Origin of the sequence: Zooshikella harenae, assembly GCF_018837975.1 — a bacterium.
GTDB classification, from domain to species: domain Bacteria; phylum Pseudomonadota; class Gammaproteobacteria; order Pseudomonadales; family Zooshikellaceae; genus Zooshikella; species Zooshikella harenae.
Genome location: NZ_JAGSOY010000090.1, coordinates 1 through 15903, shown reverse-complemented (window position 1 = coordinate 15903; position 15903 = coordinate 1). Strand labels below are relative to the sequence as shown.

The 15903-nt window shown below is 36.0% G+C and carries 15 protein-coding genes; 3 read left to right on the top strand and 12 right to left on the bottom strand.

What is annotated here, in order from left to right:
• Window positions 1-286: 286 nt before the first annotated feature.
• A complete protein-coding gene (locus tag KCG35_RS21290; RefSeq protein ID WP_215821883.1) occupies window positions 287-1063 on the bottom strand; it encodes a D-alanine--D-alanine ligase family protein in 777 nt (258 codons plus the stop codon).
• 33 nt (window positions 1064-1096) lie between these two features.
• The gene (locus tag KCG35_RS21285) at window positions 1097-1555 is read right to left on the bottom strand and encodes a hypothetical protein (RefSeq protein WP_215821882.1); all 459 of its coding nucleotides are present in this window, start codon (window positions 1553-1555) and stop codon (window positions 1097-1099) included.
• 435 nt (window positions 1556-1990) lie between these two features.
• Between KCG35_RS21285 and KCG35_RS21280 the strand changes: the two genes are divergently transcribed.
• Window positions 1991-2290 (top strand): hypothetical protein, encoded by a 300-nt coding sequence (locus KCG35_RS21280; protein WP_215821881.1) that lies wholly within the window; start codon window positions 1991-1993, stop codon window positions 2288-2290.
• A 240-nt stretch (window positions 2291-2530) separates the two neighbouring features.
• Here KCG35_RS21280 and KCG35_RS21275 read toward each other — a convergent pair whose 3' ends face one another.
• The 5 genes from KCG35_RS21275 to KCG35_RS21255 all read right to left on the bottom strand — a co-directional run bounded on the left by KCG35_RS21275 (window position 2531) and on the right by KCG35_RS21255 (window position 6129).
• Entirely contained in the window at window positions 2531-3256 is a 726-nt protein-coding gene (locus tag KCG35_RS21275; RefSeq protein WP_215821880.1) for a response regulator, read from the bottom strand.
• A gap of 27 nt (window positions 3257-3283) precedes the next feature.
• Entirely contained in the window at window positions 3284-4990 is a 1707-nt protein-coding gene (locus tag KCG35_RS21270; RefSeq protein WP_215821879.1) for a GspE/PulE family protein, read from the bottom strand.
• Complete coding sequence (locus KCG35_RS21265) at window positions 4990-5295, bottom strand: hypothetical protein (RefSeq protein ID WP_215821878.1); 306 nt, start codon at window positions 5293-5295, stop codon at window positions 4990-4992. The genes KCG35_RS21270 and KCG35_RS21265 overlap by 1 nt, the downstream gene beginning before the upstream one ends.
• Window positions 5292-5690: a response regulator transcription factor gene (locus KCG35_RS21260; protein WP_215821877.1), complete on the bottom strand. Its 399-nt coding sequence runs from the start codon at window positions 5688-5690 to the stop codon at window positions 5292-5294. Before KCG35_RS21260 ends, KCG35_RS21265 begins: the two co-directional genes overlap by 4 nt.
• A gap of 127 nt (window positions 5691-5817) precedes the next feature.
• On the bottom strand, window positions 5818-6129 hold the full coding sequence (locus KCG35_RS21255) for a hypothetical protein (RefSeq protein WP_215821876.1): 312 nt from the start codon (window positions 6127-6129) through the stop codon (window positions 5818-5820).
• 374 nt (window positions 6130-6503) lie between these two features.
• Between KCG35_RS21255 and KCG35_RS21250 the strand changes: the two genes are divergently transcribed.
• On the top strand, window positions 6504-10808 hold the full coding sequence (locus KCG35_RS21250) for a response regulator (RefSeq protein WP_215821875.1): 4305 nt from the start codon (window positions 6504-6506) through the stop codon (window positions 10806-10808).
• Between the two features lie 646 nt (window positions 10809-11454).
• Here KCG35_RS21250 and KCG35_RS21240 read toward each other — a convergent pair.
• From KCG35_RS21240 to prlC, 3 genes are all read right to left on the bottom strand, one after another.
• Window positions 11455-11892, bottom strand: a complete 438-nt coding sequence (locus tag KCG35_RS21240) for a hypothetical protein (RefSeq protein WP_215821873.1) — start codon at window positions 11890-11892, stop codon at window positions 11455-11457.
• 104 nt (window positions 11893-11996) lie between these two features.
• Window positions 11997-12278, bottom strand: a complete 282-nt coding sequence (locus KCG35_RS21235) for a YheV family putative zinc ribbon protein (RefSeq protein ID WP_215821872.1) — start codon at window positions 12276-12278, stop codon at window positions 11997-11999.
• Complete coding sequence (gene prlC / locus KCG35_RS21230) at window positions 12268-14316, bottom strand: oligopeptidase A (RefSeq protein WP_215821871.1); 2049 nt, start codon at window positions 14314-14316, stop codon at window positions 12268-12270. Before prlC ends, KCG35_RS21235 begins: the two co-directional genes overlap by 11 nt.
• A 473-nt stretch (window positions 14317-14789) precedes the next feature.
• Between prlC and KCG35_RS21225 the strand changes: the two genes are divergently transcribed.
• Window positions 14790-15329 (top strand): gamma carbonic anhydrase family protein, encoded by a 540-nt coding sequence (locus tag KCG35_RS21225; RefSeq protein ID WP_215821870.1) that lies wholly within the window; start codon window positions 14790-14792, stop codon window positions 15327-15329.
• 53 nt (window positions 15330-15382) lie between these two features.
• Here KCG35_RS21225 and KCG35_RS21220 read toward each other — a convergent pair whose 3' ends face one another.
• Window positions 15383-15694: a hypothetical protein gene (locus tag KCG35_RS21220; RefSeq protein WP_215821869.1), complete on the bottom strand. Its 312-nt coding sequence runs from the start codon at window positions 15692-15694 to the stop codon at window positions 15383-15385.
• Window positions 15695-15722: 28 nt separating this feature from the next.
• A partial coding sequence (locus KCG35_RS21215; RefSeq protein ID WP_215821868.1) for a hypothetical protein occupies window positions 15723-15903 on the bottom strand: 181 nt, incomplete at its 5' end.

Below are 15903 nucleotides of genomic sequence, written 5' to 3'. Positions count from 1 at the left end.
TAAATTTTTCTATTTGCTTCAAGGAACATCGATATGGGATTAAGTAAAGGATCATGAGAGAAGTCGCTATGTTCTGGCCATGCTTGAGTAAGAATACGATATGCTTGAGCGCGAAACATTAATGGCACTTCTTTTTCAGGATAAATCAGTACATTTAATTTCATAGTACTTCTGTTTTTATCTATATCTATTGCGTGATGGCTTTTGCTGGAAAGTAATCTGTGAATATTAATGATAATATGCAATTTAACGGAGTCAACTCGTTTTTTTAAAATAATAAAAAAATTTACAGATAATTGGTTTTTAATCTTTTACTCTGTTCATCCCGCTCTAATGTCAGTTGTAATAGTTTATCAAAAAGTTCTGGATAATTAATGCCAGAGGCCTCCCAAAGCTTTGGGTACATACTTATTTGAGTGAAGCCCGGTATTGTGTTTATTTCATTAACAAAAATCTTTCCACTTGTAGTTAAAAATATATCCACACAGCCCAGGCCTTCACATGATAAGACTTTAAATTCTCGTAGTGCTATTTCTCTAGCTTGATTTAGAGTATCTTCATGAAGTTGTGCCGGTATTTCTATAGTAGCTCCATTTTCATCAATGTATTTGGTTTCATAACCGTAAAATTCATGCTCGGTTTTGATTTCTCCTACTGTAGATGCTATTGGATGCTGATTTCCTAAAACAGCACATTCAATTTCACGACCTTCAATAAACTGCTCAATAATGACTTTAACATCAAAAGAGAATGCATCTTTTAATGCATTTTGATAGTCTAATTCAGTTTTAACTTTATGAACACCTATTGATGAACCCATATTAGCTGGTTTAATAAATAATGGGAGGCCGAAGTGTTGAGTGAGCGTTTCAAAGATGGGTAAATCATCACTAGTATGTAATGTAAGAAATTTAGCGATAGGAATATCTGCATCTTGGAGTAGCCGTTTCATCACATCTTTGTCTATAGCATTATACACGTTTCTTGCTGATTGAAGGGATACTTCATGCTCAGCAGATTTACCTCCAAATATGATTGCGACATTGATCTTTTTGGTACTCATTATGTACTCCACCATACATGCTTGAGATTAATATTAATCTGCTAATTTAACTGAAAGAAATGCAAATATATTTTTTCCATTCATTACTCCACGAACTTCAGAGTTACAGGAAAATGCCTGACCAAAAATACTAACTTTTCCCTTTTCTAGGCTAGCACCATCACCAAATGTGGTTGAAAAATCATTATTATGCCAAGTAACAAAGAATTGAGCAAAAGGTGGTTTGCCTTTATCATGACTTACATCTCCTGTTAATGTTAGTTTGTGATAATTAGTATCAATATATGAATGAAAAGCATCTAGTTTATCTGTTTGAATAGTGACTTTAGCCTTTTCTTTAAAATGATCCCAGTCACTGCTTACTCTTGGGATGTCAATTGACCTTAGTTTATCGCAGGATGACGCAGTAACCTCAAAAAGTGATACTTCCATTTCAACGGCTGCAGCAGAAGATGTTAATAAGTAAGTTAATAATAAAATGATTTTTTTCATGATTTACTTTTTAATTGTTGTGGTTGATATTTATTAAATTGTTATTTTAGGTAGCCTATAAAGTCTTTCTCTTGACTTTTCTGATGCTTTGCTGTTACTGATCTCTGTAATATAGTACTGAATATCAACTTTAGACTGTTTAGCGATATTTTTTAATAAATCAAATATGAACTGCATATTGCCTGAGGTTAAACATCTAAAAGTTCAGGCTTACAAGTGATTATGCACACCCAACGCTTATGTTATTTCAGCACCAAGTAGCATAAATGAACCTTCATAAGAAGAGGATACGGAAGGTTTAATAAAGACAATATAATCAACAAAGCGGTTAAATTGGACTGACATATTTTGACTCATTAGTTTTGGGTTGTGGTTGACGCGTCTTTATATGCAACTACTATCAATGATAAAGATCCTAACAGATAAGAAAAAAACATGAAAATACTACAATCTTGTTTCACTTTGCTGTGTCTTCCATTATTGCTCTATAACACAGTAGCTAGCAGCGAAGAGCACCAAGCTGAGTTAGATAGGGCATGTGAGCAAGCCAGGAAGGCAAAGATTCAACCTTTGCGGAAAAAACATATTGAAAACTGTGTAAATAAAGAAAACAAAGAAAGAGAATACTGTGAACGGTTTTATAGAGACTTTGGCGCGAGAACCGGGAAAAAAGCGCCATTGTTTTATGATCTACCAGAATGTGTGAAGGCTTTTGAATACAAAAAACATAATTAAAATACTTAGCACTTTTTATATTGACTCATTGTGAGTTTTAGGGGTTACCGTTATGAGATAGGGCTAGTCTGCTACGGCAAGACTTGCAGTCGTACCCTTAATGTATATATAAAAATGGTTCGTGAAGGGCTTAGATAGAGTATTTGTTTACAAAATCACCTATTATTTTTCTTTTTCTTGAAACATTTATATTGCTCATTTTATGTTTGATTTATAGTGGTGAAGCACATGGAGGAATGACTATAGGTCTTTAATCTCATTTATAAGTGTGTGAAAGAGAGTGCTTCCATCGCGAATTAGGTCTCTAGTATTCATAGTATTTTTTATCTCAAACTGCCTTAATAACTCTTCAAGCTGTCCTGCTATTTCTGATATGGTGAACATATTATGTATCCCTGCTGTACCCGAAATTTTATGAAGTTCAGGAATTAATTTTTTTAATACATCACTGCAGTCTTTTTCTGGCTGTATAACATTCCATAGGTCTTCAATATCATGTATTGTATTTTTTAAATGCTGTTGATATTTAAGCCGAAGTTGAGACAGGCGGCTGTTTGAAGTACCTTCTGTGTTGTATCGAGTGTAAACTAACTTAGAATTTAGCTTTTGGTTAAATAGAGCGCTAACTTGTTCTGGCAGTTTTTGAGGTATAAATGGTTTAGTAATAACACCCAGTAAATTTATTGGCTTTCCTTGAGCAAACAGAGTTTGTTCATCTAAGGATGAAAGAAAAATAATAGGTGGACTTATACCTTGCTTATTAATATTATTTACTAAATCAATGATATTACAGTCATCTAAAAGTGCATCTAATAAGACAACATCAGGCTTAAATATATGCAATGATTGTAAAAACTGATCAAAACAGCTGACTGATAGCAAGTCAATGTCTGTATCTTCAAAACCAAATTCCACTAATTCACGGATTATTTTTTGATCATCGACATGGAGTACTTTTTTTAGCATAGGTTAGATTCCTTTCCTATTATGCTGTTATCCATCATCAAATAGATTGACTGAGCAAGATACTTCTTCAAAAGTAGTCAGTCCCATTAATACTTTTTTTAGTCCGTCCTTGGCAAAAGGCAGGTAGTGTTTACTATTTACGGCAATTCGATAGAACTCTTCATAGTCTTGTGTGCGTAAGATACAGTTTCTAAGGGTATTTGTGATACCTAAAAATTCATGCACAGCCACTCGTCCTGAAAAACCAGTTTGTGAACATGCGTTACACCCTACTCCTCGGTACAAAAAAGGGAGTTGGGTTACGCCTCGTAAATCAAAAAAATGCTTTAAGTAGGCTTCATCTGGGATGTATTTCTCTTTACAATGTGTACAGATTTTGCGTACCAAGCGTTGGCCTAATATACCAATAACAGAGGGTGCTAAGACAAAATGTTCAACACCCATTTCTATCATACGTGTCATAGCTTGTATTGCGTCATTTGTGTGTAAACTGGTTAAAACCATATGACCAGTGAGTGCTGCATTGGCGGCGATTCGTGCTGTTTCTAAGTCTCTGATTTCACCGATCATGACAACATCGGGATCCTGCCGTAATACTGAACGCAATACAGAAGAAAAGGTTCTTCCTGCTTTTTCATTAACAGCTACTTGGGTTATCTCGGGGTGTTCATACTCAATAGGGTCTTCTATTGTGACAATATTAATACCCGAATTGCATATGTAGTTGAGTGCACAGTGAAGCGTTGTTGTTTTTCCAGAACCTGTTGGCCCCGTTACAAAGATCATACCATTCGGGACATTAAGAGCTTCTTTAAGGTGTTCTAAAATATCATGGGTAAACCCTAATTCTTCAAAGTTAAGGAACCGATCTAAGAACTCAGCACCTAATAAACGTAGAACCATCGTTTCCCCATGTAGAGAGGGGAGTGTCGACATTCGTACGTCAACCACATGATCAGCAGATAAATTAAAACTAAATCGTCCATCTAAAGGTTTTCGTCGTTCAGTAATATCAACACCTGCTAGTACCTTAAAACAATTAATTAATGGTATTGCTATTTCTGAAGATAAGACTGCTTTTTCATACAGCACGCCATCTTTACGAAAGCGAATAATAAGATGATGACTTTTAGGTTCTATATGGATATCTGTTGCCCGATCTTTTAAGGCCATGTAGATGATTCTGTCAGTAAGCTGTTTGAGTTCATGTTTATTGGCTAACTGACGCAGTTGCTCTTTTGAGTTAGTGGCTAGAAGCTTTAAAGATGGCTCGCTATGGATCATAAGATTATCTAAACCTTGTGATGACCCATAATACATGGCTATGGCTTTCTGTATTTCATCTTCAAAACTGAAGAGAGGACTAATAGCCTTTCCAACAAAGTTACTTATGATATCTTTTGTAGACTGATCAGCTGGATCTTTTAAGGCTATACTCACTCGTGAACCTAATTTATACACGACTATCGCAGAATACTTCTCTGCAATTTCATGAGGGATTAGAGGTAGTAAGTCTTCATCAATGAAGGTCTCTCTTAAAGGAAGATAAGCATAATGGTTAACGTCGCCAATTTTATTCCCCCATTTTTTTCTAGAAATATAGCTTTCTTTAATTAACGTAAGCACCAGCTTTTCAATATCATTATCGTTAGCATGAAGAAGACGCTTAAATACTATATCATCAACTTTTAGTTCTTGCTGAAGTTCAGCAGTCAACTCAGAGCTGTAAAACATTAGATACCATTACCTTTATTAAACAACGCTTCAATGTCATCTTGTGAAACGGTTTTATCATCCATGTCATTTATACTTATTTGTATTTCTTGGTCATCTAAAAAGTCAATTAAAGCATATTTTACTGTAACTGGGTCTTCATCTAGAATAGTCGTGTATTGGTTAACTAAGCGTTGACCACAGCGCCAGCAAAAAAGAGCGTTACAATAGTTTGCTACACCACAGCAACAGAATTGACGGTCAAGTTTTATGCCACAAACAGTACAGAATCTCGCATAGGCTTCATTTTTATGGTTACAACTCATTGTGGTTCACATGACTCTAAGTTTTGATTGACACCACAAACATCAAAAAGCTTTTGACGTATATATTCATCTCCCTGATTCTTTAATATGTAACCTTCTGCGCCATTTTTGATACACGTTTTCACAATATGAACAGTATTACGTGATGTGAGCATGATGACTTTTACATGTTGCTTTCGCTTTTTTATTTCTGCGACTAACTCACTTCCTGGAATACCGGGCATGGTTACATCCAGCAGAATGATATCGGGGTCTAATCGTTGAAGTTTCTCCAGCGCCTCTCTGGCTCCATGTGCAAAACCAATCACTTTAAAGCCAATAGACTCGATAAGTTCTGTAACATATTCAATAATATGCTCTTCATCATCAATAAGCATTACATTTGCAATTGTCATAATAATTACCTTACTTTCTTAAATAAAATCATTATTTTATCTTTGGAAGATGTTATTTGAATTCAGAGAACAAAGAGTGAAGTTAGGTAAAAATATGTGAATAAAATCCATCGTTAAAATTCTTCCATTATAATAAAAAAGATAAAAATGACTTTATTTTGTCATTTAAATGATCGAATTTTAGCTCGATTTTATACCCTGTTCTACAAAGAATAGTATAGCGGACATATGCATTACAGATAATGTTTACTTGTTCACTATTGATAATAGCTTTACTTATTAATTTAACTCGTTGATTTTCTTTGAACTTCCCTTCTGACTCAATAACAGCAGCTTCTTCAGATATTTCTAATAGTTTGACTCTTATCGCATCACCATTTAACAAAATAGCGGTTGGCCAAGATACTTTTTTTTTAGTGAAGGACTTTGTGTGAAACATTGGTTCATTTACCTTAAGAACTAGTAAGTAATAACTGACTTAGTGCCAGGAAAGTTAGGCTATACTGTAAACACAATCAATATATGGCAAGTTTGTTTTAATGAAACTTATAGTTTTTTTAATGCTATTTGTCATGAGGTGAATCTCATTTTACTGTTGCACAAGTAACTAGCATAGTAAAATAAGCATGAAGTGATACTTTGTGTGAGTTATGCTTTGCTATTGACAGTAGCAATAATAGAATTCCTAAAGTTGATAATATAATTGAAATATTTATTACATAATAGATACCAATTACTTTCCTTTAGTTATGTCATAAAGCAAAGTAAAACTCCAGTCAGATTATCACCTGACTGGCATTCCAAGGAGGCGGAATGTCTAGTTTTTCAAATTACTTAAAAAATAATCATATTATTGCTGCGGTGATAGTTTTATTCCTATTGTTAGTAACTTTATCGGTAACATTGTTTTATATTGAACGTGGTAGAATCTATGGAGAATATAATATTTTACTCCAAAGTGAAGCTGAAAAAGCTAATTCAAAAATTACCAGCACGATTGAAAGTTTAAAAAGAGATTTGTTTTTCTTGGCATCAACACCTCCCATTCGTGGTATTGCTAGAGCTAGTTATAATAACAATCAAGATCCTCAAGAAAATAGCAATATGATATTATGGAAAAAACGTTTAAATACTATTTTTTCTGGCTATATAAATACACATCAAAATATTAGACAGGTTCGCTATATTGGGGTATTTAATAAAGGGAAAGAACTGGTTCGAGTTAATTATGAAAATGGAAAAATTACTGTAGTCAATGAAAGTGATCTCCAGAATAAAGCAGATAGAGATTATTATATTGAGTCACTGAAGCTTAAAGCTGGTGAGGTTTATGTTTCAGAAATAAATCTAAATAGAGAGCGTGGTGTAGTAGAAAAGCCCTATCAACCTACTTTGCGTATGACAACGCCTATTTACAGTGCTAATAATGAATACTTTGGAATGCTTGTCATCAACTATAACGCGGAAGCGCTGTTTGAAGCATTACAAGAAGGAATTCCGGAAAACTATCTTTTTTATTTGACAAAAAAATCGGGCGAATATCTTATTAACCCTGAAGTACACAAAACATTTAGTTCTGACTTAAATACAAATTTTAGTTGGTCAAATGAGTTTAGAAAGGTATCCGGTAATCATGTTTTACTAGATGCCTTGTCAGTTTTAGAACATCAAAGTCAACACTTTTTAGTTAAGAGTAAGGTATCTCCTATTTATCAGGACCACACCGATAAGTCACTTATATTAAAGCTTGCTGTGCCTGAAAAAATCGTTTTTTTGAATATTGTCAAAAATGTATCTGTCGACATTCTTGCTATGTTCGCCGGAATAATTGCACTTAGTGTACTTTTTTATTTTTACCGATTAACAATGGCGGAAAAGCAGCGGGTAAGTATTGAACAAGCACGTTTAGCTGCAATTGTAGAAAGTTCACAAGATGCCATTGTTGGTATCACCCTCGATGGCTTTGTTACTGACTGGAATAAAGGTGCAGAAATTATTTTTGGCTTTAATACTCAAGAAGCATCTGGTAAATCAGTTCTTGAGTTGATTATCCCCTTGGATAAAAGAGATGAGGAGTTACGAATGCTTGAAACTGTAGCACAAGGGAGGTCTATTTTTCAGTTAAGTAGTAAACGACAACGAAAAGATGGCAGTTTACTTGATGTATCAGTATCAATTTCACCCGTTATGAATAAAAAAGAAGAAATAGTCGGTGCTGCAAAAATTATTCGTGATATTAGTCAGCAAAAAGCTATTGAAGAAGAAATTCTTAAATTAAATTCATCTCTTGAACTGCAAGTAGCCGAACGTACTGCAGAAATTCAACATTATTTGAATCTGCAGTCTGCAATATTAAATCAGGCACCTACTGCGATTATTATCACTAATACAGATGGTGTTATAACACTATTTAACCCGGCAGCAGAAAAAATGCTTGGCTATTTTTCCTCTGATGTGGTTGATAAGTTCAACTTTTTTGAGTTTATCGATAGTAATGAAGTTGCTGAGCTTGCACAATTATTCTCAATTAAGTTTGGTAAAGTAGTAGATTTAAACTTTGATGTAATCGTTTATGAAATGCAATACTCACTTCGTGAGAGTAAGGAATGGATACTATTAAAGAGCGATAAAACTACCTTCCCTGCTTATCAGGAGATTACTCCACTTATTGACATAGACCAAAGAGTTACGGGGTATTTATTTATTGCTACTGATATGACTCAGCAAGTTGAGGATAGAAACAAGCTTGAGTCCATGCGAGATCAGCTACTTAAGGCTTCTGATGTTGCGAAGTTGGGCATTTGGACTTGGGATGTAAGAACGAATGACCTTGAGTGGAATGATATGATGTATGAAATATATGGTATTAATCCTCCACCCAAAGGTGAAAATTTAGCTTTTACTGCCTGGTTGAATGCATTACATCCTGATGATAGAAAACTAATGCATGATAAGGTAAAAGTCGCTATAGCAGAAGGTTCAAAGTTTGATCCAATATTTAGAATTGTTAAAAATGATGAAAGTATTCGTTATATTAAGTCAGATGCAACGATTGAACGAGATAAAGATGGAAATCCGACTATTATGCTCGGAATCAATAGAGACATTACGGAGCAACTTGAAAATGAGAAGCTGTTAATAAATGCAAAACATACAGCGGATAAAGCGAATATTGCGAAGTCAGAATTTGTCGCTAATATGAGCCATGAAATTCGTACTCCGATGAACGCCATTTTAGGTATGGTTCAACTATTGAAAAAAACGAAGCTTGAAACAAAACAGCTTGATTATTTAAATAAAACTGAGTCAGCGGCTAAAGTATTGTTGGGTATTTTGAATGATATTCTTGATTTTTCTAAAATGGAGGCTGGAAAGTTAGTACTTGACCCTCACCCTTGTCATATTGATCTGCTCCTTAGAAATGTCGGTACAATTTCATCTGTCAATATAGGGAATAAAGATATCGAGGTGCTGTTTGATATCGACTATCATATACCTGAGACTATTCTAGTTGATGAGTTACGTTTGCAGCAGATTCTTATTAATTTAACATCAAATGCTATCAAGTTTACAGATAAAGGAGAGGTTATACTCAAGGTTGAACTATTAGAAAAAAATAATGACGTTGTTTTAAAATTTAGTGTAATAGATACAGGTATTGGAATTTCACAAGAGAATTTAAAACAAATTTTTAATGATTTTAGCCAGGCAGAAGCATCTACAACGAGACGATTTGGAGGTACAGGATTAGGATTAGCTATTTGTCAACGGTTAGTGCATTTGATGGATGGAGAACTCGTTGTTGAAAGTGAACTGAATAAAGGAAGTACTTTTAGTTTTTCAATTCAATGTAAGGTTGTTGAATCACCTTGTCATTTAGATACTCAAAAAGTGAAAGATAAGCTGCGTTCAGTTAAACAAATCAAGTTACTTATTATTGATGATAATGAGTATATGAGGACGTTACTCGTTAAAATGACACAAGCATTTGGATGGTATGCTGAAGCAGTTAAAGATGGTGAAGATGCTATTTCTAAGCTGTGCTCAAAAAATAAGCAATATGATTGTATTCTTGTTGATTCTTCAATGCCTGAGATGGATGGTTTCGATACCGTTACTCATATTAAGAGCTTTTTTCCAAAGCAAAATTGGCCGATCATCATTATGATGACTGTGCATCAAACTAAAGCATTACAGGATCGGCTTACAGAATATAAAGAGATAGAGACTGTCTTAACTAAACCCATAACCGCCTCAACACTGTTTGATGCAGTATTTGATGCGGTATCACCAAAAAAAGAAGATTTTACAGATATCTCTGAAGTAATGAGTGAACGGTTAAAAAATATTTCTATTTTGCTTGCTGAAGATAATCTAACAAACCAACAAGTTGCAAAAGAATTGCTGGAACTTGAAGGGGCGGAAGTGCATTTGGTTAGTGATGGTGAGGTTGCTGTAAATATATTAAAAGACACTAATTACCAATTTGATGTTGTTCTCATGGATATTCAAATGCCAAGGATGGATGGTTATACTGCTACAGTAGAAATTCGAAATACTTTAGGTTTAAAATCACTTCCTATTATTGCAATGACAGCCAACGTTATGGAAACGGACAAAGAAAAAGCGTTCTCCCTTGGTATGAATAGCCATATTGGTAAGCCATTCGATTTGGAACAGGTTGTAAGTAAAATTTTGCTTGAAGTCAGTAAGTATAAGAATACACAATATAATAGTATGGATACTGAAAACGTAGCTAAAACTGATATATCACTGCCCCTGCTTGATGAGCAAGAGGCATTATCCAGATTAGGTGGTGCTCAACGTATTTATCTACGAGCACTAGACAACTTTTTGCAAGAAATGCCAAGGTTAATAGCGCAGTTGCCGATGGAAGATAATCCACAAAATCCAGAAACAACAGCTAACAAACTACATGCCATTAAAGGGATGGCTTCAACGGTTGGTGCAAAAGCTGTTGCGCATTTAAGTGCGAATTTGGAGCAGAGGATGAGACACAATGATCATTCAGATTATCATTCATTAATAAAACAGCTGAAAGTACTAATCGAATCGACAAATAACATTATAGAAAAACGTGCAGCAAGTGAAAAATAGCTTATTATCTTATAATATGCACCCTTCACGGTGGGTAGATAAGGTTTATGTAATTAAGTTATTTTTTTGGTTTTAAATTGTTCTCGATATCTTGTCGGTGTTATATCAAGTATTTGCCTAAAATGATGGCGAAATGTCATTGTATTTTCAAAGCAGGGCAATCGCATATAAAAATAATTCGTGATGAGTATAGACTGTGCCAATGCAGCACATGAATTAATTTTTTCCTCCCGCAGCAGAAGACCATCCCTGGTCTCTACTGCTCACGGTGCTCCCAGCACCTGTTTCACAAATCAACTCAAGCACTGCAAACCCACATCTTGCTATACCTCAACCATGATTAAATGAACATCTGTGGTATTTCGATGTACACAACGGGCAGACTTTAGGCAAAGGTGATTTAAAAAATGGCTTTTATAAAGTTAAAGTTATATGCGATTGCCCTGACTTTCAAAGCCAACTTTAAAGAAAATTTGCTCGACAGAATCTATTGAACTTTCAAGTAGCTCCTTCGCTAAGTTTATACGTTGGAGTGTGAGCCACGTATTATGCGTCATATTCATTAATGTGCGAAATTTATGATAGGGTAAACAAGCGACAACCTTACGAGGTGAGAAGGCAAAAGCATTTTGTGATGATGTAAAAACTATGGATTTTGGCGTACCGCAACAGTTAATGGCTGAGTACATACTTGTTCACTGTTGAGTATAAAACGCTTATTTTTTTCTAAGATTGTGGTTAGTTCAGTTGTTGAAGGGCCAGAATCATTACTGAATTCAATCATATATAGTTGAGCGGTTAAAAATTTTATTTCATGTGGGATGATACTACCCGAGAGAGTAGTTTTTTTGGGGGGTGTTTCAATATAACGATGAAAAAAGCCAGTTGAATTGACTGCAACTGTAGTTGTTAATAGCTTGCGGAAGGTATTAATGTTTGGCTCTGTAGGTGGTTTAGTATCTTTTGATGTATCTTCTCTATTTTCACAATTGAAGTCATGAGATTCATACCAAGCAAACTCTAACTGGTAAGCCATTGCAGGACAGACCATTAAGCTAACTATGAGGAGCAGAAGTTTGCGCATATGAGTTCCTATAACTTTATATTTTTGATTATTTTAAATACTCACCTTTATAAAGATATGAAACTATACCCACTGAATGGGTATAGTAATGAGTTTTGTATGTATTAGTCAGTCTTGTTGCTGTTTTCTGATTGTTTTTTTAACCTGGGATTAGGGAAAAATTTAATGGGTTGTGGGGTGACATCTTCTTTCTTTTTATCCGCAGGGTTGACGCGTGTTGGTAGTTCTACTTGATCTGGCTGGATTATAAGAATATCAGAATATCCACAGGCCACGCATTCACGGCGTTGTTGACCTTCTTGTTCAAAGACGACGATTCGGTCCATTTCTGCACAGCGCGGACAAACCGCGCCAGCAATAAAGCGTTTTTTAATATTATGCGACATCAGCAATAATTCCACTGTGTCTAAGTAATGGTGTTATATCAGGCTCTCTTCCTCGGAAGCGTTTGAAGAGATCCATTGGTTCTTCTGAACCGCCACGTTCTAAAATTGACTCAAGGAAAGATTGACCTGTTTCTGTGTTAAAAATCCCTTCTTCTTCAAAGCGAGAAAAAGCATCTGCTGATAATACTTCGGCCCATTTGTAGCTGTAATAACCCGCAGCATAGCCACCGGCAAAAATATGGCTAAAACCGTGCTGAAAGCGGTTAAAAATTGGTGCTGGAACAACGGCAACTTCTTCACGTACTTGATCTAACACTTGCTGTATATTGATCTCAGGAACGTAATCTTTATGTAAAAGAAAGTCGAACAATGAGAACTCCAATTGGCGAACCATAAACATGGCGGACTGGAAGTTTTTAGCTGCCAGCATACGCTCCAGCATGTCTTGAGGTAAGGTTTCACCTGTTTGGTAATGACCGGATATTATTTGTAGGGCTTCTGGTTCCCAGCACCAGTTTTCTAAAAACTGACTGGGTAACTCCACAGCATCCCAAGCTACACCATTAATACCTGATACATCTGAGTAATCAATTTTAGTGAGCATATGATGAAGTCCATGTCCAAACTCATGGAAAAGGGTTGTGACTTCATCATGAGTCAGTAGTGATGGCTTATCTCCAACAGGAGGGGTAAAGTTACAGACCAGATAAGCTACTGGTAACTGAAGGTGCTTAGCCTGTTTAAAACGAACCCGGCATTCGTCCATCCATGCACCACCTCGTTTATTAGGACGAGCAAAAAGATCTAAATAAAACTGTCCAATAAGCTTTTTTTCATGCTTAATTTGATAAAAGCGTACGTCAGGATGCCAGGTATCAACATCAGTAACTTGTTCAATAGAAATATTAAACAGTTGTTGTACAACATTGAACATCCCATTAATTACTTTTTCAACGGGAAAATAAGGACGCAATAATTCTTGGTTTATTTCGTAACGCTGGTGTTTAAGTTGCTCTGCATAATAAGCAACATCCCAGGCTTCCAAATGCTCAATTTTATCTAATGATGACGCAAAGTGTTGTAGTTCTGAGAATTCACGTTGTGCTTGGGGTTTACTACGTTTGGCAAGATCATGAAGAAATGAAGTCACTTGTTCAGTGGACTCTGCCATCTTAGTGGCAAGTGAGTACTCTGCGTAGTTTTTAAAGCTTAGTAACTCTGCCAGTTCCTGGCGAAGCGCTAGGATTTCGTCCATTAGAGGGCCGTTATCAAATTCGCCAGCGTTAGGGCCTTGATCGGATGCTCTGGTGTTATAAGCAGTATACATTTCCTGGCGTAATGCACGGTCTTGAGCGTAAGTCATTACTGGCAAATAGGAAGGAAAATCAAGTGTTAACAGGTAGCCGCTTTCGCCTTTCGCTTCTGCTAATGCTGCAGCTTGTTCCAGTGCACTTTCTGGTAGGCCTGCAAGCGCTTCTTTGTCTTTGAGTAACTTGCTCCATGCTTGAGTAGCATCTAATACATTTTCAGAATACTTGCTGGTAAGTTCTGACATTCGTTGACGAATTTCGCCATAACGCTGCTTTTTTTCACCTTCCAGATCGACGCCAGATAAATGAAAATCACGTAAAGCATTATCAATCACTTTCTTTTGGGCTTTATCAAGGGCTGAATATTCAGGTGAATCAGCAATATCTTTGTAAGCTTTGTAAAGCTTCTTATGTTGGCCTAGCCAAGTGCCATATTCTGATAGCTTGGGCAGGCAAGCATTGTAAGCTTGTCTTAGTTCATCACTATTCAAAACGGAGTTTAAATGACTAACAGGTGACCAGGCTTTAGATAATTTATTACCCATTACTTCTAACGGTTCAACCAGGTTTTCCCAAGTAAAGTGGGTAACTTCTTCAAGCGTTTTCTCAATGTGTGCTTTGCTTTCTTCAATAAGCTGGCTGATTGCAGGTTCGACATGCTCCGGTTTAATAAGCGAAAAAGGAGGGAGCTCATGATCAGTTAGTAATGGGTTGGGTTGTGATGTCATAAAAAACTAGGTCCTTTGGATTTCTAAACCCTTCGTTATGGGTATACCTATGTTGCATCGCAATGCGTCAAGTCGAAGTCTATTTGAGAGAAGTTATCCACTGAAATCCCCCTGAAGGCATGGAGAACGGCTGTAGTCATAGCCTTTTACGATACCTCCCGGAGATTATTATAGACTGATTGTGAAACATACCGTTGTCTTTAGAGATTGGGGTGAAACAGCCGTTTTTCAAGAATGTTACATTTAGGGTGGAGCTCCCCTTATGCCAGGATAGTTGGTACTCAGTAATATGAGATTAGCGGGAGGAAAGGGAAAGATAAGGTATTTGAGTGCCAGTGTATCGATTGTTGAAAAGCGTGTAGGTTGCTAAAATATTGGTTTTGTATACAGCGATATCCAAAACGAAGGGTATATAAGTATTCTGAGCTGTTGGCTAAGATAACCTCCTTCCTGACTTTAGTGGAACCTGCTTTATGAGTCATTCACCATTACGTTCTTTTCAAGATAAGTCTCCTATTGTTGCAGATAGCACCTATGTAGATCCGGCTGCCGTTGTCATTGGGGATGTGGTCATTGGTGAAGATTGCTCTATTTGGCCTGCGACGGTGATTCGGGGCGATATGAACTGGATTCGTATTGGTGACCGAACCAGTATTCAGGATGGTTCGGTGTTACATATAACACATGCAAGTTCATACAACCCAGAAGGCTATCCCTTACTGATTGGTAATGAGGTGACAGTAGGGCATAAAGCTATTTTGCATGGTTGTACCATTGATGACCAAGTACTGATTGGTATGGGCGCGACTATCATGGACGGTGCTCATGTTTGTTCTCATGTTGTTGTTGGGGCTGGTAGTGTTGTTCCTCCAGGTAAAAAATTAAATAGTGGTTATTTGTATGTAGGCACGCCTGCACGTCCTGTAAGAGAACTGACTGAAATGGAAATGGAATACTTTCGGTATAGTGCAGATAATTACGTTAAATTAAAAAATCAATATTTATCATCGTGATAACTCATAATGAGGTTGTTGTTTGCCCTTGCTGTTAGTCTACTATAGATTCATTATATGTTAAGCCACTTAATCTTAACTCGAACATGTATATCTTTTTTGCCATTTTTATATGCACCCTTCAAGCGAAGGGTATCATTTTCTGTAAGTGTATTTGGTAGGCGTAACTTAATTGTTTCTGAATCAGGCAGTTGGAAGGACACCTGTTCACTGTTTCTAATTTGATTTTTAGTAACATTTATTATTACGAGTAACGCATTGCCTTCAGTTTTGTAGCGGGTATTCCTCTTGAATTGAGAGATATAAAATAAGACGAAACCAAAAACGGTAAGTATTGAAATTATAGGTATGGCATATTCACCCATATTAAACGACTATTTCTATTAGGGCCTGTTAAGTAGTGGATGGAATGTTTTTTAAGGCTTTGACTACTGTTTTAGTATTAACAAATTTGCAAATCCGGTAACTATAATGGTTAAGTTTGTTTAATACATTTTCGATTTCGTCATCCTGGGGGGTTAAAGGATACAAATCATTGACAATCAATGGTAAGGTTTGTTTTTGTAATACTCTA

Bases quoted from the DNA above. Each gene is read 5' to 3' on its own strand.
- KCG35_RS21290 (WP_215821883.1), bottom strand. From the start codon at position 1,063: ATGAGTACCAAAAAGATCAATGTCGCAATCATATTTGGAGGTAAATCT.
- KCG35_RS21285 (WP_215821882.1), bottom strand. From the start codon at position 1,555: ATGAAAAAAATCATTTTATTATTAACTTACTTATTAACATCTTCTGCT.
- KCG35_RS21280 (WP_215821881.1), top strand. From the start codon at position 1,991: ATGAAAATACTACAATCTTGTTTCACTTTGCTGTGTCTTCCATTATTG.
- KCG35_RS21275 (WP_215821880.1), bottom strand. From the start codon at position 3,256: ATGCTAAAAAAAGTACTCCATGTCGATGATCAAAAAATAATCCGTGAA.
- KCG35_RS21270 (WP_215821879.1), bottom strand. From the start codon at position 4,990: ATGTTTTACAGCTCTGAGTTGACTGCTGAACTTCAGCAAGAACTAAAA.
- KCG35_RS21265 (WP_215821878.1), bottom strand. From the start codon at position 5,295: ATGAGTTGTAACCATAAAAATGAAGCCTATGCGAGATTCTGTACTGTT.
- KCG35_RS21260 (WP_215821877.1), bottom strand. From the start codon at position 5,690: ATGACAATTGCAAATGTAATGCTTATTGATGATGAAGAGCATATTATT.
- KCG35_RS21255 (WP_215821876.1), bottom strand. From the start codon at position 6,129: ATGTTTCACACAAAGTCCTTCACTAAAAAAAAAGTATCTTGGCCAACC.
- KCG35_RS21250 (WP_215821875.1), top strand. From the start codon at position 6,504: ATGTCTAGTTTTTCAAATTACTTAAAAAATAATCATATTATTGCTGCG.
- KCG35_RS21240 (WP_215821873.1), bottom strand. From the start codon at position 11,892: ATGCGCAAACTTCTGCTCCTCATAGTTAGCTTAATGGTCTGTCCTGCA.
- KCG35_RS21235 (WP_215821872.1), bottom strand. From the start codon at position 12,278: ATGTCGCATAATATTAAAAAACGCTTTATTGCTGGCGCGGTTTGTCCG.
- prlC (WP_215821871.1), bottom strand. From the start codon at position 14,316: ATGACATCACAACCCAACCCATTACTAACTGATCATGAGCTCCCTCCT.
- KCG35_RS21225 (WP_215821870.1), top strand. From the start codon at position 14,790: ATGAGTCATTCACCATTACGTTCTTTTCAAGATAAGTCTCCTATTGTT.
- KCG35_RS21220 (WP_215821869.1), bottom strand. From the start codon at position 15,694: ATGGGTGAATATGCCATACCTATAATTTCAATACTTACCGTTTTTGGT.